The following is a 25,267-nucleotide window of genomic DNA, read 5'->3' as shown; positions in this document are numbered from 1 at the left end:
CGTGGCCCGGGAGTGCGAGTCCCCCCGGAGGTCTCCGGGGGGACTCGGCCTTCAGTTGTCGAGATCCTCGAGCATCATGTCGATCAGGTCGTCGTCGTCCATCGCGTCGATGGAGTCCGTCTCCTTCTCCTCGGTGTCCGTCTCGGCCCGGTCCTTGCCGCTCGCCAGCTCGGTGAGCGCGTCCAGCAGACCGGAGCGGCGCAGGCGCGCCAGCGGAATCGACGTCAGAAGGGCACGGATCCTGACCTCTTCCGGATCCATGTCCGACTCGGCCGGGCTGTCCTTCGCCACCCGGCCGCGCAGATACTCGGCGAGCGCGGCGGGCGTGGGGTTGTCGAAGATGAGCGTGGAGGGAAGGCGGAGCCCGGTGGCCGAGTTCAGCCGGTTACGGAACTCCACGCCCGCCAGTGAGTCGAAGCCGAGGCTCTGGAAGGAGCGGTCGGGCTTGATGGACTGGGCGCCGCTGTGGCCCAGCACCATCGCCGCGCTGCCGCACACCAGGGCGAGCAGCGCATGGTCGAGTTCGGCTCCGGAGAGACCGGCCAGCTGCTCCTTGGCCGACTCGGCAGCGGTCGCCTTCCCGTCGGCCGCCGCCCTGCTCCGCACCCGGACCGCACCCCGCAGCAGGGTGGGGATGTCGCTCTGGCCGCTGAGCGCCGAGGTCTCCAGCCGCATCGGCACGAGCAGGGCGTCCTCACTGGTCCGGCCGGCGTCCAGCAGACGCAGACCGTCCGCCATGGACAGGGCCGCCATGCCCTCGCGCGCCATGCGCACCATGTCCGCCTGGCTGAGCGTGCCGGTCATGCCGCCGGCCTGCTCCCACGGTCCCCAGGCCAGCGATACGGCGGGGAGGCCGAGCGTGCGCCGATGTGCGGCGAGCGCGTCAAGGAACGAGTTGGCCGCGGCGTAGTTGCCCTGTCCCGGGCTGCCGAACACACCGGCGACGGACGAGAACATCACGAACTCCGCCAGGTCCAGATGGCGGGTCAGCTCGTGCAGGTTCCACGCCGCGTCGACCTTCGGCTCGAAAACCGTGTCGATCCGCTTCGGCGACAGAGTGTCGATGACACCGTCGTCGAGTACGCCCGCGGCGTGCACGACCGCGGTCAGGGGGTGGTCGGCCGACACGTCGGACAGCACCCGCTCCAGCGAGGCACGGTCGGCCACATCGCAGGCCGCCAGCGTCACCGACGCGCCCGCCCCGGTCAGTTCGGCCTTGAGGTCGGCGGCACCCTCCGCGTCCGGCCCGCGCCGGGAGACCAGGACCAGGTTGCGCACTCCGCGCTCGGCCACCAGGTGGCGCGCCACCTCGCTGCCCAGGCCGCCGGTGCCACCGGTCACCAGCACCGAACCCTCGGGGTCCAGGGCGCTGGGCATGGTGAACACGTTCTTGCCGATGTGCCGGGCCTGGCTGATGTACCGCACCGCGTCCGGTGCCCGGCGCACGTCCCATGCCGTCACCGGGAGGGGGTGCAGTGCGCCACGGTCGAAGAGGTCGACCAGGTCGACCAGCATCCGCTGGACCCAGTCGTAGTCGGCCACGTCCAGGTCGTACGCGCGGTACTTCACCCCGGGGTGGTCCCGCGCGACGACCTCGGGGTCCCGCACGTCGATCTTGCCCATCTCCAGGAACCGCCCGCCCCTGGGCAGCAGCCGCAGGGAGGCGTCGACGAACTCACGGGCGAGCGAGTCCAGCACCATGTCCATGCCCCGGCCGTCGGTGGCCTCCGTGAAGCGCCGCTCGAACTCCAGGTCACGCGTCGAGGCGATGTGCTTCTCGTCGAATCCCATCGCCCGCAGGGTGTCCCACTTGCCGGGGCTGGCCGTGGCGTACACCTCGGCGCCGAGGTGGCGTGCGAGTTGCACGGCCGCCATGCCCACACCACCGGTGGCGGCGTGCACCAGGATGGTCTCGCCCTCCTGGAGCTCGCCGAGTTCCACCAGGCCCATGTAAGCCGTCAGGAAGACCAGCGGCACCGTCGCCGCCTGCGCGAACGTCCAGCCGCTCGGCATGGGGACGATCTGCCGCCGGTCGGTGACCGCGACGGGCCCGAACGATGCGTCGATCATGCCCATGACCCGGTCGCCGGGTGCCAGGTCGGTGACTCCAGGGCCGACCTCCAGGACCACACCGGCGCCCTCGCCACCCATCGTGGCGTGGTCGTCGGGGTACATGCCGATGGCGATCAGCGCGTCACGGAAGTTCAGACCGGCGGCGCGCACCGCGATCCGCACGCATCCGGGTGCCAGCGGCTCCTCCGCCGCCGGATCGGGCAGCAGCGAGAGGCTGTCCAGGGTGCCGCCGCCCGTGGTGCCGAGCTTCCACGCCGAGGTGCCGGCGGGGGCCTCGAGCACCCGCCCGGCGGCGTTCCTGGCGAGCCGGGGAATCAGCCCCCGGCCCACGCGGAGCGCCACCTCGCGCTCGCCCGCCGCGAACGCGGCCGTCACCACGCCGACGGCTGCGACGGCCGACTCGGCGTGGCGGTCGATGTCCACCAGCTGGATCCGGCCCGGGTTCTCCGTGGCCGCCGAACGCAGCAGTCCCCAGACCGCGGCGTTGGACAGTCCGGCGACGCCCTCACCCGGGCCCGTCGCGACCGCGTCGCTGGTCACCACGACCAGCCGGGACCCGTCGAACCGGTCCTCCGCCAGCCAGGACTGCACCAGGGCCAGCGCCCGGTGGGCCGCCTTCCGAGCGGCGTCGGCGAGGTTCCCGGCGTCCGGCCCGGCGGGCTCGCCGCCGCACCAGGCCCAGACCACATCCGGCACCGCGGCACCCTCGTCGACGGCGGCGACGAGCGCGTCCACCCCGGTGTACTCGGCGTACTCGACGGCGGAGGCGGTGAGCAGCTCGGCCACCCGCGCCCGGTCGGCGCCGATCACCGCCGTGGACGCGCCGTCCACGGTCGGCTCGCCGTCCCGCTCGCCGTCCCGCGCGGCGGCGAACTCGTCCCAGTTGGCCCGGAACAGCGTTCCGTCGCTGCCGGTGGCGCGCGGCCCGGACGCGAATCGCTCGGCCGCCACCTCGCGCACCACCAGCGACTCCACCGAGGCGACGGGAGCGCCCGTGGCGTCGGTCACCAGCAGCGCGACCGTGTCCTTGCCCTGCGGACGCAGCCGCACCCGCACCCGTCCGGCGCCCACCGCGTGCAGGGTCACCCCGGTGAAGGAGAACGGCAGCGTCACGCGCCCGCTCTCGCCGCCGAAGTCGCCCATCTCCATGGCGTGCAGAGCGGCGTCGAGCAGGGCGGGGTGCAGACCGAACCGTCCGGCCTCCTGGGCGGCCGAGTCCGGCAGCGCCACCTCTGCGTAGACGTCGCCGTCCAGCCGCCAGACCGACTCCAGCCCCTGGAAGACCGGACCGTATCCGTAGCCGACCTGGGCCAGGCCCTCGTAGAAGCCCTCCATCGGCACCGGCTCGGCGCCCGGGACGGGCCACTTCAGCAGGCTGTCGGTGACCGCGGCGCCGCTGTCGGCCTCGAGGACGCCCTGGGCGTGGCGCACCCACTCCTCGCCCGGCTCGTCGCTGTCGGAGCGTGAGTACACGCCGAGGGGCCGCACCCCGGACTCGTCGGCGGGGCCGACCACGAGCTGGACGCGGACGCCACCCTGCTCCGGCAGCAGGAGCGGGGTTTCGAGGGTGAGTTCACCGAGCCGTCCGGCACCGGTCTCGGTGCCGGCGAGCAGGCCCAGCTCCACGAATCCGGTGCCGGGGAAGAGCACTCCGCCGGCCACGGCGTGGTCGGCGAGCCACGGGTGGGTCTGAAGCGACAGGCGCCCGGTCAGCACCGTGCGGTCGCCCTCGGCCAGTTCGGTGACACCGCCGAGCAGCGGGTGGTCCACCCTGCCGAGGCCGACGCTCCGGGCGTCGCCGGTCACGGCGCCGCCCGACTCCAGCCAGTACCGCTTGTGCTGGAAGGCGTAGGTCGGCAGGGCGACCCGGCGGGCGCCGCGCCCGGAGTACACCGCGTCCCAGTCCACACCGACGCCGTTCGCGTACAGGGTGGCGACCGCCTCCGCCAGCATCTGGACCTCGGCGCGCCCGGATCGGGCCAGGGGGACGAAGGCCGCGTCGGCGCCGACGGCGTCCAGGCAGTCCTGGCCCATCGCGGTCAGCACGGCGTCGGGGCCGAGCTCCACGCAGGTCGTCACGCCCTGGTCGGCGAGCTGCCGCATGCCGTCGTCGAAGCGGACCGCCTCGCGCACATGGCGGACCCAGTACTCGGGGGTGGCCAGTCCGGCGCCCGCGACATCGCCGGTGACGTTGGAGATGACCGGGATCGCCGGGGCCGAGTACGCCAGGCAGGCGGCGATCTGGCCGAACTCCTCCAGCATGGCGTCCATCCGGGGGGAGTGGAACGCGTGGCTCACCCGCAGCCGCTTGGTCTTGCGGCCCTGGGCCTCCCAGTGGCCGGCGAGTTCGAGGACCGCGTCCTCGTCGCCGGAGAGCACCACCGAGGTGGGGCCGTTGAGCGCCGCGAGCGAGACCTGGTCCTCGCGGCCCGTCAGGCTCTCGGCCACCTCCTCCTCCGACGCCTGGACGGCCACCATCGCGCCGCCCTCGGGCAGCTCCTGCATCAGCCGCCCGCGGGCCGCCACCAGGGCGGACGCGTCCTCCAGGGACAGCACCCCGGCGACGTGCGCGGCCGCGATCTCGCCCACCGAGTGCCCCATCAGGAAGTCGGGGCGCACACCCCAGGACTCCAGCAGGCGGTACAGGGCCACTTCGAAGGCGAACAGCCCGGCCTGGGTGAACATCGTCTGGTCGAGTTCGTCACCGGCCGCGGCCGCGTCGCCGTCCTCGGGGCCGAAGACCACGTCGAGCACGGAGGTGCCGAGGCGCACGTCCAGATAGTCACACGCCTCGTCGAAGACGTCGGCGAACAGCGGGTAGGTCTCGTAGAGTTCGCGGCCCATGCCCAGCCGCTGGGCGCCCTGTCCGGTGAACAGGAACGCCATCCGCTGCGCGGTGGACCTGCCCGCCACCACGCCCGGCGCGTCGGTGTCCTCGGCGATGCCCGCGAGTCCACGGAGCAGCCCGTCGCGGTCGGCGGCCACCACCACGGCCCGGTGTTCGAGGGCGGCACGTGTCATGGCGGACGACCAGCCGACGTCGACCGGCCGCAGCGCGGAGTCGCGCACCACGTGTTCGCGCAGCCTTGCGGCCTGCGCCCGCAGCGCCTCCTCGCTCCTGGCGGACACCAGCCACGAGATGGGCTGGTACGCGGTCTCCGGGTCCTCGGCGTCGTCCGCCGTCAGGGTGGGCTCCTGCGGCGGTGCCTGCTCGATGATGGCGTGTGCGTTGGTGCCGCTCATGCCGAACGAGGAGATACCGGCACGGCGTGGCCGCCCGGTCTCCGGCCAGGCGCGCTGCTCGGCGAGCAGCGCCACGCCGCCCGACGACCAGTCCACGTGCGGGGTCGGCACGTCCACGTGCAGCGTCTTGGGCAGGATGCCGTGGCGCATGGCCATCACCATCTTGATGACGCCACCCACACCGGCCGCCGCCTGGGTGTGGCCGATGTTCGACTTGAGGGACCCCAGCCACACCGGCTGTCCCTCCGGCCGGCTCTCTCCGTAGGTGGCGATCAGCGCCTGCGCCTCGATGGGGTCGCCGAGCGAGGTTCCGGTGCCGTGCGCCTCGATCACGTCGACCTGGTCGGCGGTCAGCTCGGCGTTGGCCAGCGCCTGCCGGATGACACGCCGCTGGGAGCTCCCGTTGGGGGCCGTCAGACCGTGGCTGGCGCCGTCCTGGTTGACGGCGGAGCCGCGCACGATCGCCAGCACCTCGTGGCCGTTGCGGCGGGCGTCGGAGAGCCGCTCCACCAGGAGGGCGCCGACGCCCTCGGCCCACGAGGTGCCGTCGGCCTCGGCGCCGAACGCCTTGCAGCGCCCGTCGGAGGAGAGCCCGCGCTGGCGGCTGAAGAGGATGAAGTCACCAGGGGTCGGCATGGTGGCGACACCGGTGGCGAGCGCCAGATCGCATTCACCCTGGCGCAGCGAGTGCGCCGCCTGGTGCAGGGAGACCAGCGACGAGGAGCACGAGGTGTCCACGGTCCACGCCGGGCCCTCGAAGCCGAAGGTGTAGGAGATGCGCCCGGCGGCGAGGCTGCCCGCGATTCCGGTCAGCGCATAGCCTTCGAGGCCGCTCTTGGTGCTCTGGAGCTGGGGCCCGTAGTCGTGGTGCTCCGCGCCGGTGAAGACGGCGGTCCTGCTCCCCCGCAGCTTGGTCACGTCGATACCGGCCCGCTCGAAGACCTCCCAGCTGGTCTCCAGCAGCAGCCGCTGCTGCGGGTCCATGGCCAGGGCCTCACGCGGCGATATGCCGAAGAACTCCGCGTCGAACTCGGGCACGTCGTGGATGAACCCGCCCTCGGTCGCGTAGCTGGTGCCTGGCTCGTCCGGGTCCGGGCTGTAGAGCGCCTCCAGGTCCCAGCCCCGGTCGGTGGGGAACGGGGTGATGGCGTCCACGCCCTCGGAGACGACCTTCCACAGGTCCTCGGGGCTGTTGACGCCGCCGGGGAAGCGGCAGCTCATCCCGACGATCGCGATGGGGTCGTCCGTGCCCACGACAGCGCGCGCGGGGGCGGTGTCGTCCGTGGCCACGGGGAAGATCTGCCGGTGGAGGTGGTCCACCAGCTCGCTGGGCGTCGGGTAGTCGTAGACGAGCGACACCTCGAGAGCGAGCCCGGTGGCCGCCACCAGTCCGCGGTGCAGGTTGACCGCCGCGAGCGAGTCCAGCCCCAGGTCGAGGAAGGAGCTCCCGGCGTCGAGCTTGCGCGGTGACTCGGACCGGAGCACGGCGGCGGCGTGTGCGCGCACCAGGTCGAACAGGACCCTGCGCTGTTCGAGGTCCGGCAGTTCTCGGAAGTCCGGACCGAGTGACGGCAGTTCGGAACCCTCGTCACGATCCGGCCCAGCCTGCCCGATCGACTCTCCCGAGTCGCTGGACCCGTTCAACATGGTGCTCACCTAACTCCTGCCTTGTGGAAGACCCTGCGTCAAAGCTGTGTGCCGCGCCGACCGCGGCTTCGGCGTGGGCGCCCGCCCGTCATTCATCAATGCCGGGCGGGCGCGGTGCCGTTAAAGGTCGGCCATCCAGTTCTCGACGGCCTGGGCGGTGGTCTCCGCGTGCTTCTCCATCATGCTGAAGTGATCTCCGGGCACGTCGACGAGGGAGTCGGCGGGCCAGTCGGCCTGCCAGCTCTGCACCTTCGCGTCCGGGTCCGTCCGCAGCACCGTCTCGGTCGCACGGAGGTGGAGCGTGGGAACCGAGATCTGCGGCGGCTTCCACCCCGCCAGCAGATGCGAGTACCAGCCCATGGCGGACATCCGGACACCCTCCATGGAGACGAGCTCGTCCCGCTCGTACATCTCGTCCAGCCAGGCGTTCTCGAACTGGCCGAGCTTGGTGGTGTCCGGAAGGTAGGTGTCCATCAGGATGACGCCCGCGGGCGGTGTGCCCTGGCTCTCCAGAGCGGCGGCCACCGAGTGGGCGAACATTCCTCCGGCCGAGGAGCCGCACAGGACGATCGGGTCGCCTTCGGCGTACTCGGCAACGATCCTCGCCTGCAAGTGGAACAGCGCGTCCAGAGTGGCCGGAAGGCTCTCACCCTGGACGGACCCCACGGTGCCGAGGCCCGCCACGTCCCGGTTGCCACGGAACGGCGCGGCGAACCGCGCGTACTGGTGGACACCGCCCAGGGCGACGTGGGAGGAGAAGCACATCAGCCGGGGGCGCTGAGGGCCCCGGGAGAGCCGCGCGGGCCTGATGTTTCCCTCGTAGTCGGCCGGGTCCTCGAAGGTCGGACGGAGCCTTGCCGCGTTCACCAGCAGATCCATGCCGACCCCGACCTTGCCCTGCCGTGCCGCCTGCCGGTAGAGAGAGCCGAGGGTGTCATCGGTGTTCACCTGCGGTGCCGGGGAAACGGGCTCGGCCACTGGCTCGGCGCCCGGAGCGGTCGCGACGGTCCGCTCCTGGACCTGGCGGCCGGCGGGAGCGGACGCGATCTCGGCCGCGAGCCGGGGGCGCAGATGGACCACCATCTCGGCCGGGCTCGGGTGGTCGAAGACGACCGTGGTGTTCAGCTTGAGGCCGGTGAGGGCGGCCAGCTGGTTACGGAACTCGACCGCCGTAAGAGAGTTGAAGCCCATCTCCATGAACTCGTGTCCGGTGTCGATGTCATCGGGTGATCCGAAACCGAGCACCGCGGCGGCGACGGTACGCACCATGTCGAGAAGCGCCTCGTCCCGCTCGGCCTCCGACAACCCGGCCAGCCGCTGCCGCAACTGGGTGGGCTGGTCCACCTCGGACTCCGCCGCCCGAGCCGTACGCCGGACGGGGGAATCCGGCACGACGGAACGGAAGAAGGCGGGCAGCGCGGCGCCCTGGGCGCGCAGCGCACCCACGTCCAGCCGGGTGGGAATCACCACGGCCGTGTCGGAGGTGACTCCCGCGTCGAAGAGCTCCAGACCCTCTTCGGAGGAGAGGGGCGCCAGACTGGTGCGCGCCACATCGTTCCACTCCGTGTCCAGCCGCTGGACCTCGTAGAGATCGCTCAGCAACGGGCTGGGCCGGGTCGCGGTGAACGCGGGGACGAACCGTTCCCAGTCCACGTCCACGACCGTCACCACACCGTCGTCGCCCGCCACCACGCGTTCCAGACCGGCGATCGCCGGCTCCGGCGTCAACCGGGGCAGACCGCGCCGCGCCAAATGATCACCCTGGTCGTCCGCGGCCGCCATGCCGATCTCGGCCCAGGGGCCCCAGACCACGGAGGTGCCGACGAGACCCCGCGCACGGCGCTCCTCCACCAGCGCGTCCAGGTAGGCATTGGCCGAGCTGTAGGCGGCCAGGCCGCCACTGCCCCACAGACCGGAGATCGACGAGAAGAGCACGAACGCGTCGAGCTCGCGGTCGCCCAGCAGCTCATCCAGGTTGACGGCGCCGGCCACCTTGCCCGAGACGATGGTGGCGGCATCGGCCAACCCGGTCTCCAGCAGAGGCGTTCCGCCGGTGGCGCCCGCCACGTGCACGACCGCCGTCAGCGGATACTCCTCCGGGACGGCGTCCAGCACCGCGGCCAGCTGCTTGACGTCGGCCACATCACAGGCCGCCACCGTCACCCGGGCGCCCAGCCCCTCCAGCTCCTCGCGCAGCTCGGCGGCGCCCGGCGCCTCGGGACCCCGACGGCTGGTCAGCACCAGGTGCTCGGCGCCACTGCGCGCCAGCCACCGGGCCGCCTGACCACCCAGCCCGCCCGTGCCACCGGTCACCAGCACGGTGCCACGCGCCCGCCACGTCGTCCCCTCGGCAACGGACGGAGCCGACCGCACCAGACGGCGCACGAAGACACCGGAGCCGCGCACCGCGACCTGGTCCTCGCCGCCCCCGGCGGACAGCACACCGGCCAGCCGGGCCGCACCGCGCTCATCCAGCGACTCGGGCAGATCGACCGCACCGCCCCACAGCGGCGGCAGCTCCAGCGCGGCCACCCGGCCCAACGCCGACACCATCGCCTGAAGCGGGCTGGTGAGCCGGTCCGAGCCGTCCACCGAGACGGCCCCTCGCGTACCACTCCACAGCCGAGCCGGAATCTTCGCCTCGACCATGGCCCGCACCAGCACCAGGCTCAGCGCGTAGCCGCTCGGCAGAGCCGGATGCCCCGGGCAGGGTTCCTCGTCCAGGGCCAGCAGCGACAGGACACCGCCCAGCTCGGGCCCCTGCTCGGCCACCTCGCGCAGCCGCTCCCCCAGCACGCTCGGGTCCAGGTCCCGCTCGTCCACGACGACCGGGACCACATTCGCACCATGCCGCTCGAGCCCGGCGACAACCCCCGAGACCAGCTCGTCCCCGGCACGGGATGCCGGAACCACCACCGGCCAGGTCCCCGACAACGACCCCTTGGCCGGGTCCGGGACCGGCTTCCACGACACCTGATAGCGCCAGTTGTCGATCTCGTCCCGCCCGGGCGGTGTCACGCCGCTGTCCTCGGCCCACCGGCCCCAGGCCAGCGAGACACCCGGCAATCCTTGGGTGCGACGCCACGAGGCGAGGCCGTCCAGGAACACATTGGCCGCGGCGTAGTTGCTCTGCCCGGCCGCGCCGAGCAGACCCGCGGTCGACGAGAACAGCACGAACGCCGACAGGTCCATGCCCGCGGTCAGCTCATGCAGATTCCAGGCCGCGTCCACCTTCGCCCGCAGTACCGCGGCCGCCCGCTCGCGTGTCAGCGATGCGAACAGCCCGTCATCGAGCACCTCGTCCGCATGCACCACGGCGCTCAACGCGAGCTCTTCGGGCAGTCCCGCCAACACCGCGGCAAGCGCTTCGCGGTCCGCGGCGTCACAAGCCGTGACCACCACCTCGGCGCCAGCGGCCTCCAGTTCGGCCCGCAACTCGGCCGCACCGTCCGTCTCCGCACCACGGCGGGACAGCAGCACGAGCTTCCCGACGCCGTGCCGGGCCACCAGATGCCGGGCCACCAGACCGCCCAGAGCGCCCGTGCCCCCCGTCACCAGCACGGCACCGGAGCCGAACACCTCCGACTCGGGAGCGTCACCGGCGGGCAGTGAGCGGGCCAGACGCGGCAGGCGGACCTCGCCCGAACGCACCACCACCTGCTCCTCACGCGTGGCCACCACCCCCGCGAGAAGTGCCACCGCACGCTCGACATCATCCGTGTCGACAAGCACCAGCCGTCCCGGGTGCTCCGCCTGCGCCGACCGCACCAGACCCCATGCGGCGGCGCTCGCCAGGTCCGTCACACCGTCGCCGGTGTCAACGGCACCTCGTGTCAGCACCACCAGCGGGGTGCCCGCGAACCGGTCGTCCGCCAGCCACGACTGAACGGTCTCCAGCACCTCGGCGACCCGTGTGTGCACCTCGTCCACCACGGCGGGGCCGGCCGAAGCCACCGGCAGGACCACCATTCCGGGCATGCTCGTGCCCGTCGCCAGGGTGTCACTCAGCGCCTCGGGGTCCGGGTACACGTCGGCGGGGAAGAAGCCCGCCGTCTCCAGAGCGTCGCCCACACCGAGGCAGTCGTCGACCAGCACCGCCCACCAGCCGGGTGCCACGCCCTCGGCGGGCTTCGCCGGGCCCGCCGTCCACTCCACGCGGAACAGCGCCTCACCGGCAGTCCGGCTCAGGTTCTGCAATGCGGCGGCCTGCATGGGACGGAAGAGGAGGGAGTCGACGGAAGCCACCGGGCGGCCGGAGGTGTCGGCCATGGCCAGCGACACGGCCTGCCGACCGTCCGGGACGATTCGGACGCGCAGCGCTTGGGCACCGACGGCTTCCAGGGAGAAGCCCCGCCACGAGAACGGCATCAGATTGCCCGCGCTCGGTGCGTCGTCGCCTCCGCGCAACGCGTTGTTCGCGCCGATCGCCTGGAGGGCCGCGTCGAACAGGGCCGGGTGCAGACCGAAGTACTTCGCGATGCCGTGCTGATCCTCGGGCAGCTCGACGTCGGCGAACACCGCGTCGCCGCGCTTCCAGGCGCGCCGCAGCCCCCGGTACGCGGGGCCGTAGTACAGCCCGTGCTCGGCGGCGTGCTCGTAGCCGCCGGAGACATCGACGGGCTTGGCGCCGGAGGGCGGCCACTTCGCGAAGTCGAAGGATGCCGCCGCTACGGGCGGGGTGAGCACACCGTGAGCGTGCCGCACCCACGGCTGCTCGAGATCGGCCTCCTCGTCGGCCGGCTCCATCCGGGAGTACACGCTGACGTCGCGATGGCCCGAGGCGTCGGCCTCCCCCACCTCGACCTGGACCTGTACCCCTCCGCGCTCGGGCATCGCCAAGGGCGCCACCAGCACCAGCTCATCGACCCGGCCGCAGCCGACCTGGTCGCCCGCCTGTGCGGCCATCTCCGCGAAGGCCGTCCCGGGGACCAGCGCCGTGCCCTGCACCGTGTGTTCGGCGAGCCAGGGGTTCGTGGCCGTCGACAGCCGCCCGCTGAGCAACACTCCGCCGCCGCCCGCCAGCGAGACCGCGGCGCTCAGCAGGGGGTGCGCCACCGCCCTGAGGCCCACCGATCCCACGTCGCCGACGGCCGCCATCGAGTCCAGCCAATAGCGCTGACGCTGAAAGGCGTAGGTCGGCAGATCGACCCGGCGGGCACCACGGCCCTCGAACACCTTCCGCCAGTCGACACCGACGCCACTGGTGTGCAGCTCGGCGGCCGAGGTCAGGAACCGCTCGGGTCCGCCCTCGTCCCGCCGCAGGGTGCCCACGACCACCGCCCGCGCCTCAGCGGCCTCCACCGTCTGCTGCACCGGCAGGGCCAGCACCGGATGCGGGCTCACCTCGGCGAAGACCGTGAAACCGCCGTCCAGCAACGTGCGCGTCGTGCTCTCCAGCTCAACGGTCTGCCGCAGGTTCCGGTACCAGTACTCCGCGTCGAGAGCAGCCGTGTCCACCAGCTCGCCGGAGACCGTCGAATAGAACGGCACCTCCGACGAACGGGGCGCGATGTCCGCCAGGACCTTCAGCAGTTCCTCGCGGATCTCCTCCACATGCGCGGAGTGCGAGGCGTAGTCCACCGGAACCCGACGGACCCGCACCTCCTCGCCCTCCAGCTTCGCGACCATCTCGTCCAGCGCCTTGGCATCACCGGAGACCACGATGGAACCGGGACCGTTGACCGCCGCGACCGAGATCGCGCCGTCCCAGGCGGCGATACGCTCCTTGACCTGGTCGGCCGGCAGCCCGACCGACACCATGCCACCACGACCCGCCAGACCGGCCGCGATCGCCTGCGACCGCAGGGTCACCACCTTCGCCGCGTCCTCCAGCGACAGAGCACCCGCGACACAGGCCGCGGCGATCTCGCCCTGGCTGTGCCCCATCACGGCGTCCGGTTCCACACCCACCGAACGCCACAGCCTCGCCAGCGACACCATCACCGCGAACAGCACCGGCTGGACGACGTCCACCCGGTCGAAGCCCAGAGCGCCCTCGGCGCCACGCAGCACATCCGTCAGCGACCAGTCCACATACGCCGACAGAGCCGTCTCGCACTCGCCGATCGCCTCCGCGAAGACCGGAGAGGACTCCAGCAGCTCCACCCCCATACCGGCCCACTGCGCACCCTGACCGGGGAACACGAAGGCGGTCCTGCGCCCCTTCGCCGCCTGCCCCCTGACCACGCCCTGGGCCATCTCGCCCTCGGCCACGGCCCGCAGGCCGCGCAGCAGGCTCTCGCGGTCCTCGCCGATCACCGCCGCGCGGTGCTCGAACGCCGATCGGGACGCCGCCAGGGAGTAGCCGATGTCCGCTGCGGACGCCGCCGTGAGATCGTCGCCCTCGGCCGTCAGACGGGCGTACAGCCGCTCGGCCTGCGCCCGCATCGCGGTCTCGCCCTTGCCCGAGACCAGCCATGGCACGACGGAGGAGGCGACCGGGCGGGGAGCCCCGGCCTCGGCACCGGCCGACTCGGACTCCTCCGCTTCGGGGGCCTGCTCGATGATGGTGTGCGCGTTGGTGCCGCTGATGGCGAAGGAGGAGATCGCCGCCCGGCGGGGCCGGCCCGTCTCCGGCCAGGGCTGGGCCTCGGTCAGCAGCTCCACGGCCCCCGCCGACCAGTCGACATGCGGGGTCGGCTCGTCCACGTGCAGCGTCTTCGGCAGAACGCCGTGCCGCATGGCCATCACCATCTTGATGATCCCCGCGACACCCGCCGCCGCCTGAGCGTGGCCGATGTTGGACTTGATGGATCCGAGCCACAGCGGCCGGTCCGCCGGCCGGTCCTGGCCGTAGGAGGCGATCAGCGCCTGCGCCTCGATCGGGTCGCCCAGGGAGGTGCCCGTGCCGTGCGCCTCCACCACGTCGACGTCGTCCGGGGTGAGTCCGGCGTTGTCGAGCGCCTGACGGATCACCCTGCGCTGTGACGGGCCGTTGGGGGCCGTGAGGCCGTTGCTGGCACCGTCCTGGTTCACCGCGGAGCCGCGCACCACCGCGAGCACGGGGTGGCCGTGGCGGCGGGCGTCGGACAGTCGCTCCACGAGCAGTACGCCGACGCCCTCGGACCAGTTGGTGCCGTCCGCGGCCGCCGCGAAGGGCTTGCAGCGGCCGTCGGAGGCGAGACCCCGCTGACGGCTGAACTCGGTGAAGGTTCCGGGGCCGGCCATCACGGTGATGCCACCGGCCAGGGCGAAGTCGCACTCGCCCTGGCGCAGCGCCTGCGCGGCCAGGTGCAGCGTCACCAGGGACGACGAGCACGCCGTGTCCACGGTCACCGCGGGGCCCTCGATGCCGAGGACATAGGAGATCCGGCCGGAGGTGACGGCGGGTGTCTGCCCCGTCATCAGATGGCCCTCGACCTCTTCGGCCTCGATCGGGCCGGCCGCACCGTACCCCTGGAAGGCGGCGCCCATGAACACGCCGCCGGTGGTGCCCTTGACGGACAGCGGGTCGATGCCCGCCCGCTCCAGGACCTCCCAGGACGCCTCCAGCAGCAGCCGCTGCTGGGGGTCCATCGCCAGCGCCTCACGCGGGGAGATCCCGAAGAACACGGGGTCGAACAGGGCGGCGTCGTGCAGGAATCCGCCCTCGTTCACATAGCTCGTGCCCTGGCTGTCGGGGTCCGGGTCGTACACCTCCTCGAGCCAGCCGCGGTCCTTCGGGAACGGTGAGAGCCCGTCGGCGCCCTCGGCGACCATGCGCCAGAGCTCCTCCGGAGAGCTGACCCCGCCGGGGAAGCGGCAGCTCATCGCGACGATCGCGATCGGCTCCCGGTTCTTCTCCTCCACCTCCCGAAGGCGCAGACGAGTGCGGTGCAGATCAGTCGTCACCTTGTTGAGATAGTCGCGGAGCTTCGTCTCGCTCACTGTTTTGCCGTCACTTTCTCTACAGTCAGGGTCAGAGGGCGCTGGACAACGGTTCAGGACAGCCCGAGCTCGTTGTCGATGAAGTCGAACAGCTCGTCGTTGGAGGACGACCCGATCCGTTCGGCCATCTCGACAGCGGAGTCGGCGTCGTCGGACACCTCGCCCAGCTTCTCCAGGAGCTCCTTCAGCCGCCCGGCCACCTTCGTGCGGGTCTCGCTGTCGTCCATCACGTTGGAGAGCAGCGGCTCCAACCTGTCGAGCTCGGCGAAGACCACGGGCTCCCCCGTGCCGCCGTCGGGCAGGAGCTCCTCCCGCAGGTGGTCCACCAGCGCCGTGGGCGTCGGGTAGTCGAAGACCAGCACGGCCGACAGTCGAAGACCCGTCTCCGCGTTGAGCCGGTTGCGCAGTTCCACCGTGGTCAGGGAGTCGAAGCCCATGTCCTTGAAGGCCATGTCCGGCTCCACCGTCTCCGGCGAGCCATGGCCGAGGACCGTCGCCACCTGCACCCGCACCAGGTCCAGCAGGGCCCGGTACTGATCGGCCGCGGAGAGACCGGCCAGGCGGTCCCGCAGCGATCCGGTGCCGGTCCGCGCGGCCTCCGGCGCCGTGACCCGGCGCCGGGGGACACGCACCAGGCCGCGCAGCAGAGCGGGCACATCACCGGTGCGGGCCTGGACGCGCAGGGCGGCGAGGTCCACATGGGTCGGCACGAGCACGGTCTCATCGGTCCCGAGCGCGTCGTCGAACAGCGCGAGGCCCTCTTCCGAGGTGAGCGCGTTCAGCCCGGCCCGGGCGATGCGCTGGAGGTCCGCCTCGCCGAGGTCCCCGGTCATCTCGCTGCGCTGCTCCCACATGCCCCAGGCCAGGGAGACCGCGGGGAGGCCGAGCGCGCGGCGCTGGTGCGCCAGGGCGTCCAGGAAGGCGTTGGCCGCCGCGTAGTTGGCCTGGCCGCCGCCACCGAAGTTGGAGGAGGCCGAGGAGAACACCACGAAGGCGGAGAGGTCGAGGCCGCGGGTGAGCTCGTGCAGATGCAGCGCGGCGTCCACCTTCGGACGCAGCACCTTGTCCACCCGCTCCGGCGTCAGCGACTCCACCACACCGTCGTCCAGCACACCCGCGGCGTGCACCACGGCCGACAGCGGACGCTCCGGACCAATCCCCTTCAACAGGCTCTCCACCGCGGCACGATCGGCGACATCACACGCCACCGCCTCCGCCTCGGCACCCAGCCCGGCCAGCTCCGCCACCAACTCCGCCGCACCCGGCGCCTCCACGCCACGACGACTCGTCAGCACCAGACGCTCAACACCGTGCTCCACCACCAGATGACGGGCCAGCAGCGCGCCCAGACCACCGGTGCCACCCGTGATCAGCACCGTGCCACCGCCGTCGAACGGCGTGGTCTCCGGCTCGGGCCGGTCCTCGGCCGGGGCCACCCGGGCGAGCCGCGCCGCGAGCACGCGTCCGTCGCGCACGGCGACCTGCGGCTCCTCGGCGGTCAGGGCCGTGCGGAGCGCCGAGGACACCTCGCCCTGCTCCTCCGGGTCCAGGTCCACCAGGAGGAACTTCCCCGGGTGCTCGGTCTGCGCGGAGCGCAGCAGGCCCCATACGGCGGCCTCGGCCGGGGTGCGCACCTCGTCGGAGGAGCGGGCGCCCATCGCGCCGCGGGTCACGTACACCAGGTAGGAGTCGCCGAACCGCTCGTCGGTGACCCACGTCCGCACCAGCTCCAGCGCGCGGTACGTGGTGTCACGCACCCGTCCCGCCAGGTCCGCGCCGTCGTCGAGGCCGGCCGCCGCCGCGGCGCCCGCCACCATGACGATGTCCGGCGCCGTGGCCCCGGAGTCGATCGCCTCGCGCAGCGCGGCCAGATCCGGGTACGCCACCACGTCCGCGCCCGCGGCCTCGAAGCCGGAGCGCACCCCCAGGTCGTCGGTGCCCAGCACGGCCCAGGTGCCTTCGGAGGCGGGGGCCGGCGGGCCGACGGGGACGGGGGTCCAGTCCAGCCGGAAGAGCGAGTCATGTCCGGCCGCCGGGGAGCCGGCCGACTGGATCTGCCCCTCGGCGACGAGCCGCAGCACCAGGGAGTCGACGGTGGCCACGGAGCGGCCGCTGGTGTCGGCCACCGTGAGGCCGATGGAGTCGGGCCCGAGCGAGCTGAGGCGCACCCGCAGCTCCGAGGCGCCCGTGGCCCGCAGCGACACCCCGGTCCAGGAGAACGGAAGCCTGGCGAGGCCCGCCTCCTCCTGGGGCACGAACATGACGGCCTGGACCGCCGCGTCCAGCAGGGCCGGGTGCAGTCCGAACCGCTCGGCGTCCGAGGCGTTCTCCTCGGGCAGCCGCACCTCGGCGAAGACCTCGTCGCCACGGATCCACACCGACCGCAACCCCTGGAACACCGGGCCGTAGGCGAAGCCACCCGCGGCCATCCGGTCGTAGGCATCCTCGGTGTCGATCCGCTCCGCGCCCTCCGGAGGCCATACGGCGAGGTCGGTCTGGCCGGTCCCGTCCGGTGCGCCGCCCTGGGCGAGCAGGCCGGAGGCGTGCTGGATCCACGGCTGCTCCATGCCGGGCTCTTCCAGCCGGGAGTACACGTTCAGCGAGCGCGCGCCGTTCTCGTCCGGCCCGCTCACCGCCAACTGGAGGTGGACCGCGCCGCGTTCGGGCAGCGCCAGCGGTGCCGTGAGGGTCAGCTCCTCGACCCGGTCGCAGCCCACCTGGTCGGCGGCGTACAGGGCCAGCTCGAGGAATGCGGTGCCGGGCAGCAGGATCGTGTCCTGGATCGTGTGGTCGACCAGCCACGGGTGCGTCTGCGGCGACAGGCGGCCGGTGAACAGGAAGCCGTCCGCGTCGGGCAGTTCGACGGCGGCGCCCAGCAGCGGATGCGCCGGCGGGACGAGCCCCACGGCGGTCACATCGCTGGCGAAGGTCGTCAGCGCCTCCAGCCAGTAGCGCTCCCGCTGGAAGGCGTAGGTGGGCAGCTCGACCCGCCGGGCGTCACGTCCGGCGAAGCTCCGCGCCCAGTCCACTCCGACGCCGTGCACGTGGAGTTCGGCCAGCGCGGTGGTCAGCGCCAGTGTCTCGGGGCGGTCCTTGCGCACCACCGGCACCAGGACCGGCGCGGAGGTGGTCTCGGGCTGGTCCGCCAGGCAGTCCCGCGCCATCGCGGTGAGCACGCCATCGGGGCCGACCTCCACGAACCTGGAGACGCCCTGCGCTTCGAGCGCCCGTACGCCGTCCGCGAACCGCACCGCCTCCCGGACATGCCGGACCCAGTACTCCGCGGAGCACACCTCGTCGGCGTTGGCCGCCTCGCCCGTCACATTCGAGACCAGGGCGATGGACGGTGCCTGGAACGACAGCTCCTCGACGACCTTGCGGAAGTCGCCCAGCATCGCGTCCATCCGGGGCGAGTGGAACGCGTGGCTGACCCGCAGCCGGCGGACCTTACGGCCCTGCCGCTCCCACTCGGCGGCGATCTCCAGCGCCGGTGCCTCGTCGCCCGCGATGACCACGGCGGTCGGGCCGTTGACGGCGGCGAGGCTCACCTCGGCCGCACGACCGGCCAGTGCCGGAGCGATCTCCTCCTCGGACGCCTGCACCGCCACCATCGCGCCGCCCTCGGGCAGCGCCTGCATCAGCCGGCCACGAGCGGCCACCAGCGCGCAGGCGTCCTCCAGCGAGAACACCCCGGCCACGTGTGCGGCGGCGATCTCACCGATGGAGTGGCCGATCACCACATCCGGGGTGACGCCGAAGTGCTCCAGCAGCCGGAACAGCGCCACCTCGACCGCGAACAGCGCGGGCTGGGTGAACGCCGTCTGGTTCAGCAGCTCGGCGTCCGCACCGCCCTCGGCCGCGAACACCACGTCGCGCAGCGAACGGTCGAGCAGGGCGTCGAGATGTGCGCACACCTCGTCCCACGCGTCGGCGAACACCGGGAAGGCGTCGTACAGCTCGCGGCCCATGCCCAGGCGCTGGGCGCCCTGGCCCGAGAACAGGAACGCCGTCTTGCCCGCCGCTCCCGCCACGCCGCGTACGACGCCGGGCGCGGACTCGCCGTTCGCGATGGCCTCGAGGCCACGCAGCAGGTCCGCGCGGTCCTCACCGACGAGCGCGGCCCGGTGGTCGAAGAGCGATCGGGTCATCGCGAGGGAATAACCGACGTCCACAGTGGGCATGAACTCTTCGGCGACAGAGGCCAGTTGGGCCCGCAGCCGCTCGGCCTGGCCGCGGAGGGCGGCATCAGTCCGGCCGGACAGGATCCACGGCACCGGGGCCGCGGTGGAGTCCGGGGACTCCTCGGCCCGTGGCGCCTCCGGCTCGTCGGAGACCGGCGCCTGCTCGATGATGGTGTGCGCGTTGGTGCCGCTCACACCGAACGCCGACACCGCCGCCCTGCGCGGGTGGTCCCGCTCCGGCCAGGGCACCGCCTCGGTCAGCAGCTCCACATCGCCCGCCGACCAGTCCACATGCGGCGACGCCTCGTCCACGTGCAGCGTCTTGGGAAGGGTGCCCTCGCGCATGGCCATCACCATCTTGATGACCCCGGCGACACCCGCGGCGGCCTGCGTATGACCGATGTTCGACTTGATGGCGCCCAGCAGCAGCGGCTGGCCTTCGGGGCGGCCCTGGCCGTAGGTGGCCAGCAGCGCCTGCGCCTCGATCGGGTCGCCGAGCGGAGTGCCGGTGCCATGGGCCTCGACCACGTCCACGTCGGCGGAGACCAGCCGGGCTCCGGCCAGCGTCTGCTCGATCAGCCGCTGCTGCGACGGGCCGTTGGGCGCCGTCAGACCGTTGGACGCGCCGTCCTGGTTGATCGACGAACCCCGGATGACGGCCAGCACCTTGTGGCCGTTGCGCTGCGCGTCCGACAGCCGCTCCACGAGCAGCATGCCCACGCCCTCGGACCAGCCGGTGCCGTCGGCATCCGCCGAGAACGCCTTGCACCGCCCGTCGAAGGACAGCACGCGCTGGGCGCTGAACTCCACGAACGTGCCTGGCGTGGCCATGATCGTCACACCGCCGGCCAGCGCCACGGAGGCCTCGCCCTGCCGCAGCGACTGGCAGGCCAGGTGGAGGGCGACCAGCGACGACGAGCACGCGGTGTCCACCGTGACGGCCGGGCCCTCGAAGCCGAACGTGTAGGAGATACGGCCGGAGGAGACGCTGGGGGCGCTGCCGAGTCCGAGATACCCCTCCACTCCCTCGGCGTCGCTCAGGATGCGCGAACCGTAGTCGTGGTAGTTGGAGCCGACGAAGACTCCGGTCTGGCTTCCGCGCAGCGCCACGGGGTCGATCCCGGCGCGCTCGAACGCCTCCCACGAGGTCTCCAGCAGCAGCCGCTGCTGCGGGTCGATCGCCATCGCCTCACGGGGCGAGATCCCGAAGAAGCCCGGGTCGAAGTGGCCCACCTCGTCGAGGAAGCCGCCCGCCTGGACGTAGCTGGTGCCGGACTTCTCGGGGTCCGGGTCGTAGAGACCGTCGATGTCCCAGCCGCGGTCCTCGGGGAACGCGGAGATCACGTCCCCCTCGGCCATCAGCAGGTTCCACAGCTCCTCGGGGCTGCGCACCCCGCCGGGGAACCGGCAGCTCATGCCGATGATGGCGATGGGCTCATCGGTGGCGATGGGCTTGTCGAGCCCCTCCGGCCGCTGGGGTGCGGCGGTGGTGGCACCCGCGGTGACCGGCTGGTCGCCGAACATCTCGGTGAACAGGTACCGGGCCAGCACCGTGGCGGTCGGGTAGTCGAAGACACAGGTGACCGGCAGCCGGAGGCCGGTGACCACACCGAGGCGGTTGCGCAGCTCGACGGCGGTCAGCGAGTCGAAGCCGAGGTCCCGGAAGGCCCGGTCGGCCTCCACCGCGTCCGCGCTGTCGTAGCCGAGGACGTCGGCGGCCTGGCTGCGCACCAGCTCCAGCAGCAGCTTGGGCTGCTCGGCAGGGGGCAGCTCCGCCATCTCCCGGCGCAGCGCGGAAATGGCGTCGTCGCCGTCGCCGGTGTCCGCACCAGTGGCGGCAGCGGGGCGGTTCAGCTCGGGCAGCTCACGGAACAGCGCGCTCGGACGTGAACCGACGAACTCCGGCCGAAAGCGATCCCAGTCGATCTCGGCGATGACCACGAAGGTCTCGTCCAGTTCAAGCGCCTGCTGCATACCGGAGATCGCCAGCTCGGGCACCATGCCGACCATGCCGGAACGGTCCATCCGCTCGCCGACGTCACCGGAGCCGAGGCCGCCACCGGCCCAGGCGCCCCAGGCGATGGAGGTCGCCGGAAGGCCATCCGCGCGCCGCTGCAACGCCAGCGCGTCGAGGTAGGCGTTACCCGCCGCATAGCTGCCCTGCCCCGGACCGCCCAACGTGCCCGCCCCGGAGGAGAACAGCACGAACGCCGACAGATCCATCCCCGCGGTCAGCTCATGCAGATTCCGGGTCGCGTCCACCTTCGGACGCAGCACCCCGGCCGCCCGACGCACCGTCAGCGCGTCCACCACACCGTCGTCCAGCACACCAGCCGTATGCACCACGGCGGTCAGCGGGAACTCCCGCGGGATCGCCTCCAGCACCTCGGCCAGCGCCGCACGGTCCGCGGCGTCACACGCCGCCACCGTCACCCGGGTGCCAAGCCCCTCCAGCTCCGCCTTCAACTCGGCGGCGCCCTCGGCCTCCATACCACTACGGCTCGTCAGCACCAGATGCTCGGCACCGGTACGCGCCAGCCACCGGGCCACATGGCCGCCGAGCGCACCCGTACCACCGGTCACCAGCACCGAGCCCCGGCTCTGCCACGGCTCCCGGCCCCCGGCGTCCTCAGCCGCCGAGACCCGCACCATGCGCTTGGCGAACACACCGGAGCCGCGCACCGCGACCTGGTCCTCGCCCTCCGTGCCCGCCAGCACTCCGGCCAGACGGGCCACCGCACGGCCGTCCATGGTCTCGGGCAGATCGACCGCACCGCCCCAGCGCTGGGGATACTCCGCCCCCACGATCCGCCCCAGGCCCCACACCATCGACTGCACCGGGCTCACCAGCCGGTCGGAACGCCCCACCGACACCGCACCCCGAGTGGCGCACCACAGCGGAGCCACCACACCCGCGTCACCCAGTCCCTGGACCAGGCCCACCATGGCCGCCAGTCCGGCAGGCACCACGTCGAACGTCGTGTGCCCCGACTCGTCCAGTCCGAGGAGCGAGAACACGCCCGCGACGCCCGAGGGCTCCACCCCGGCCTCGCCGAGCGCCCCGCCCAGCCGCTCCGCCACTGTCCAGCGGTCGTTGCCGGATCCGTCCAGCACCACTCGGACGACGTCGGCCCCGCTCGTCCCCAGCCCGTTCACCGTGGCGGTCACCAGGGCGTCGTCGGCGTGCGACGCGGGAAGGACCACGAGCCAGGTGCCCGAGAGGGCCGCCCCGGTGGCGGACGCCTGTGGCTTCCAGACCACTTTGTAGCGCCAGCCGTCCACCGTGTTCTGCTCACGCCGCTGACGGCGCCAGGACGACAGCGCCGGAAGCAACGCCGTCAGCGACGACTGCTGCTCCTCGTCGTCCACCTCCAGCGTGCGGACCAGCGCCTCCAGGTCCTCGCGCTCCACCGCCTCCCAGAAGCGGGCGTCCACCGCGTCCACGGCCAGACCGTCGACGGTGGCGGACAGCTCCTCGGCCGAGACGTCCAGCCAGTACCGCTGACGCTGGAAGGCATAGGTCGGCAGCTCCACCCGGTGGGCACCGCGGCCCTCAAGCAGGGCGGTCCAGTCCACCGTGACGCCACGGACGAACACCTCGGCGGCGGAGGTCAGGAACCGCTCCGGGCCGCCCTCGTCCCGCCGCAGCGTGCCCACGACCACGGCCTGGGCCTCAGCGGCCTCCACGGTCTGCTGCACCGGCAGAGTCAGCACCGGGTGCGGGCTCGCCTCGATGAACACGGAGTGGCCGTCGTCCAACAGCTTTCGAGTGGTGGCCTCCAGTTCGACGGTCTGCCGCAGGTTGCGGTACCAGTACTCCGCGTCCAGACCGGTGGTGTCCACCAGCTCGCCGGACACCGTGGAGTAGAACGGCACCTCGGACGCGCGGGGCTCGATACCGGCGAGGACCTTCAGCAGCTCCTCGTGGATGGCCTCGACGTGCGCGGAGTGCGAGGCGTAGTCCACCGGGACCCTACGGACCCGGATCTCCTCGCCCTCCAGCTGGGCGACCATCTCGTCCAGCGCGCCCGGGTCTCCGGAGACCACCACGGAACCGGGGCCGTTGACCGCGGCAACCGAGATGCCACCGTCCCACTGGGCGATACGGTCCCTGACCTGGTCGACCGGCAGCCCGACCGACACCATGCCACCACGACCCGCGAGGCCCGCCGCGATGGCCTGCGACCGCAGGGCCACCACCTTGGCCGCGTCCTGAAGCGAGAGCGCGCCCGCCACACACGCCGCGGCGATCTCACCCTGGCTGTGCCCCATCACGGCATCCGGCTCGACACCCACCGAACGCCACAGCTTCGCCAGCGACACCATCACCGCGAACAGCACCGGCTGCACGACGTCCACCCGGTCGAAGCCCGGAGCGCCCTCGGCGCCACGCAGCACCTCGGTCAACGACCAGTCCACATACGCCGACAGGGCCGTCTCACACTCGCCGATCGCCTCCGCGAACACCGGCGAGGACTCCAGCAGCCCCACCGCCATGCCCACCCACTGCGCCCCCTGCCCCGGGAACACGAAAACCGAGCGGCCGGCGTCGCCGGTCCTCCCCCGCACCACTCCGTCCGCCGCGGTGGCGTCCTCGGCGACCGCCTCCAGACGCTGGAGGAGTTCCTCACGGTCGGCCCCGGTGACCACGGCCCGGTGCTCGAAGGCGGACCTGGTCGTGGCCAGCGACAGCGCCACGTCCGCCGCGTTCAACTCCGGGCGCTCCGTGAGGAATTCGCGGAGCTGACCGGCCTGCGCCCGCAGCGCCTCGGCGCCACGGCCCGACACGACCCACGCCACCGGACCGTCGGCGGCCTCGGCCTCGGTGGCCTCGGCCACCTCGGACTCCGGAGCCTGCTCCAGGATGGTGTGCGCGTTGGTGCCACTCATGCCGAACGACGACACGGCGGCGCGGCGCGGGTGGTCCCGGTCCGGCCACGGGGTCGAGTCGTGCAGAAGGGAGACGGCGCCGCCGGTCCAGTCGATATGCGGCGAGGGCTCGGCCGCATGGAGCGTCTTCGGCAGCACGCCCTCCCGTATGGCCATCACCATCTTGATGACCCCGGCGACACCGGCGGCGGCCTGCGTATGACCGATGTTCGACTTGATGCCACCCAGCCACAGCGGCTGGTCCGCGGGCCGGTCCTGCCCGTACGTGGCCATCAGCGCCTGGGCCTCGATCGGGTCACCGAGGGTCGTACCCGTGCCGTGCGCCTCGACCGCGTCCACCTCGGCGGCCGACAGCCGGGCGCTGGTCAGCGCCTGGCGGATGACCCGCTGCTGTGAGATGCCGTTGGGCGCCGTCAGACCGTTGGAGGCGCCGTCCTGGTTGATGGCCGAACCCCGGACGATGGCCAGCACCTTGTGGCCGTTGCGCTCGGCGTCGGACAGCCGCTCGACGAGCAGCATGCCGACGCCCTCACCCCAGCCGGTGCCGTCGGCCGCGGCGCCGAACGGCTTGCACCGGCCGTCCGCCGCCAGTCCGCGCTGCCTGCTGAACTGGACGAACGCCGACGGGGTGGACATCACCGTGACGCCACCGGCGAGCGCGAGCGTGCACTCGCGCTGGCGCAGCGCCTGAACGGCGAGGTGCAAGGTCACGAGGGACGACGAGCACGCCGTGTCCACGGAGAGCGCGGGGCCCTCGAGACCCATGGTGTAGGAGATCCGGCCGGAGACGATGCTCGCCGCGTTGCCGGTGCCCGAGTGGCCCTCGACGTCTTCCAGGCTCTCGGCCGCGCCGAGCATGAGCATGGAGTAGTCCTGGCCGTTGGTCCCGACGAACACACCGGTCCTGCTGCCCCGCAGGGATGTCGGGTCGATGCCCGCCCGCTCGACCGCTTCCCAGGATGTCTCCAGCAGCAGCCGCTGCTGCGGGTCCATGGACAGCGCCTCGCGCGGCGAGATCCCGAAGAACGCCGGATCGAATTGGCCGGCGTTCTCCAGGAAACCGCCCTCGGTCGTATAGCTGGTGCCGGGACGGTCCGGGTCCTCGTCATAGAGGGCGTCGATGTCCCAGCCACGGTCCATGGGGAATTCCGAGATCGCGTCGGTGCCGTCCGCCACCAGGCGCCACAGATCCTCGGGAGAGTTCACCCCTCCGGGGAACCGGCAGCTCATGGCGACGATCGCGATCGGTTCCTGGTCCGCTGACTCGGCCTCGAGCAGGCGCTGGCGAGTCTGCTGGAGATCCGCGGTCACCCGCTTGAGATAGTCGAGAAGCTTCTCTTCGTTCATTGTTATGTCACCCATGGAAG

General features: G+C 72.3%; 2 protein-coding genes and 1 pseudogene. All 3 read right to left on the bottom strand.

Annotated elements, in window-relative coordinates; genetic code table 11:
- Positions 1–51: 51 nt before the first annotated feature.
- The 3 genes and pseudogenes from ACJX2R_RS45695 to ACJX2R_RS45685 all read right to left on the bottom strand — a co-directional run bounded on the left by ACJX2R_RS45695 (position 52) and on the right by ACJX2R_RS45685 (position 25,247).
- Positions 52–6,972 (bottom strand): SDR family NAD(P)-dependent oxidoreductase, encoded by a 6,921-nt coding sequence (locus ACJX2R_RS45695; protein ID WP_413104905.1) that lies wholly within the window; start codon positions 6,970–6,972, stop codon positions 52–54.
- A 138-nt stretch (positions 6,973–7,110) separates the two neighbouring features.
- A pseudogene (locus tag ACJX2R_RS45690) lies at positions 7,111–14,829 on the bottom strand (type I polyketide synthase); the annotation flags it as partial.
- A 53-nt stretch (positions 14,830–14,882) separates the two neighbouring features.
- The gene (locus ACJX2R_RS45685) at positions 14,883–25,247 is read right to left on the bottom strand and encodes a type I polyketide synthase (RefSeq protein ID WP_413104904.1); all 10,365 of its coding nucleotides are present in this window, start codon (positions 25,245–25,247) and stop codon (positions 14,883–14,885) included.
- Positions 25,248–25,267 lie beyond the last annotated feature (20 nt).

It is taken from the genome of Streptomyces sp. Inha503 (assembly GCF_047215865.1).
GTDB lineage: Bacteria > Actinomycetota > Actinomycetes > Streptomycetales > Streptomycetaceae > Streptomyces > Streptomyces lycopersici.
The sequence above is the reverse complement of the archived record's forward strand: the minus strand, read 5'-3'. Positions and strand labels throughout refer to the sequence as shown.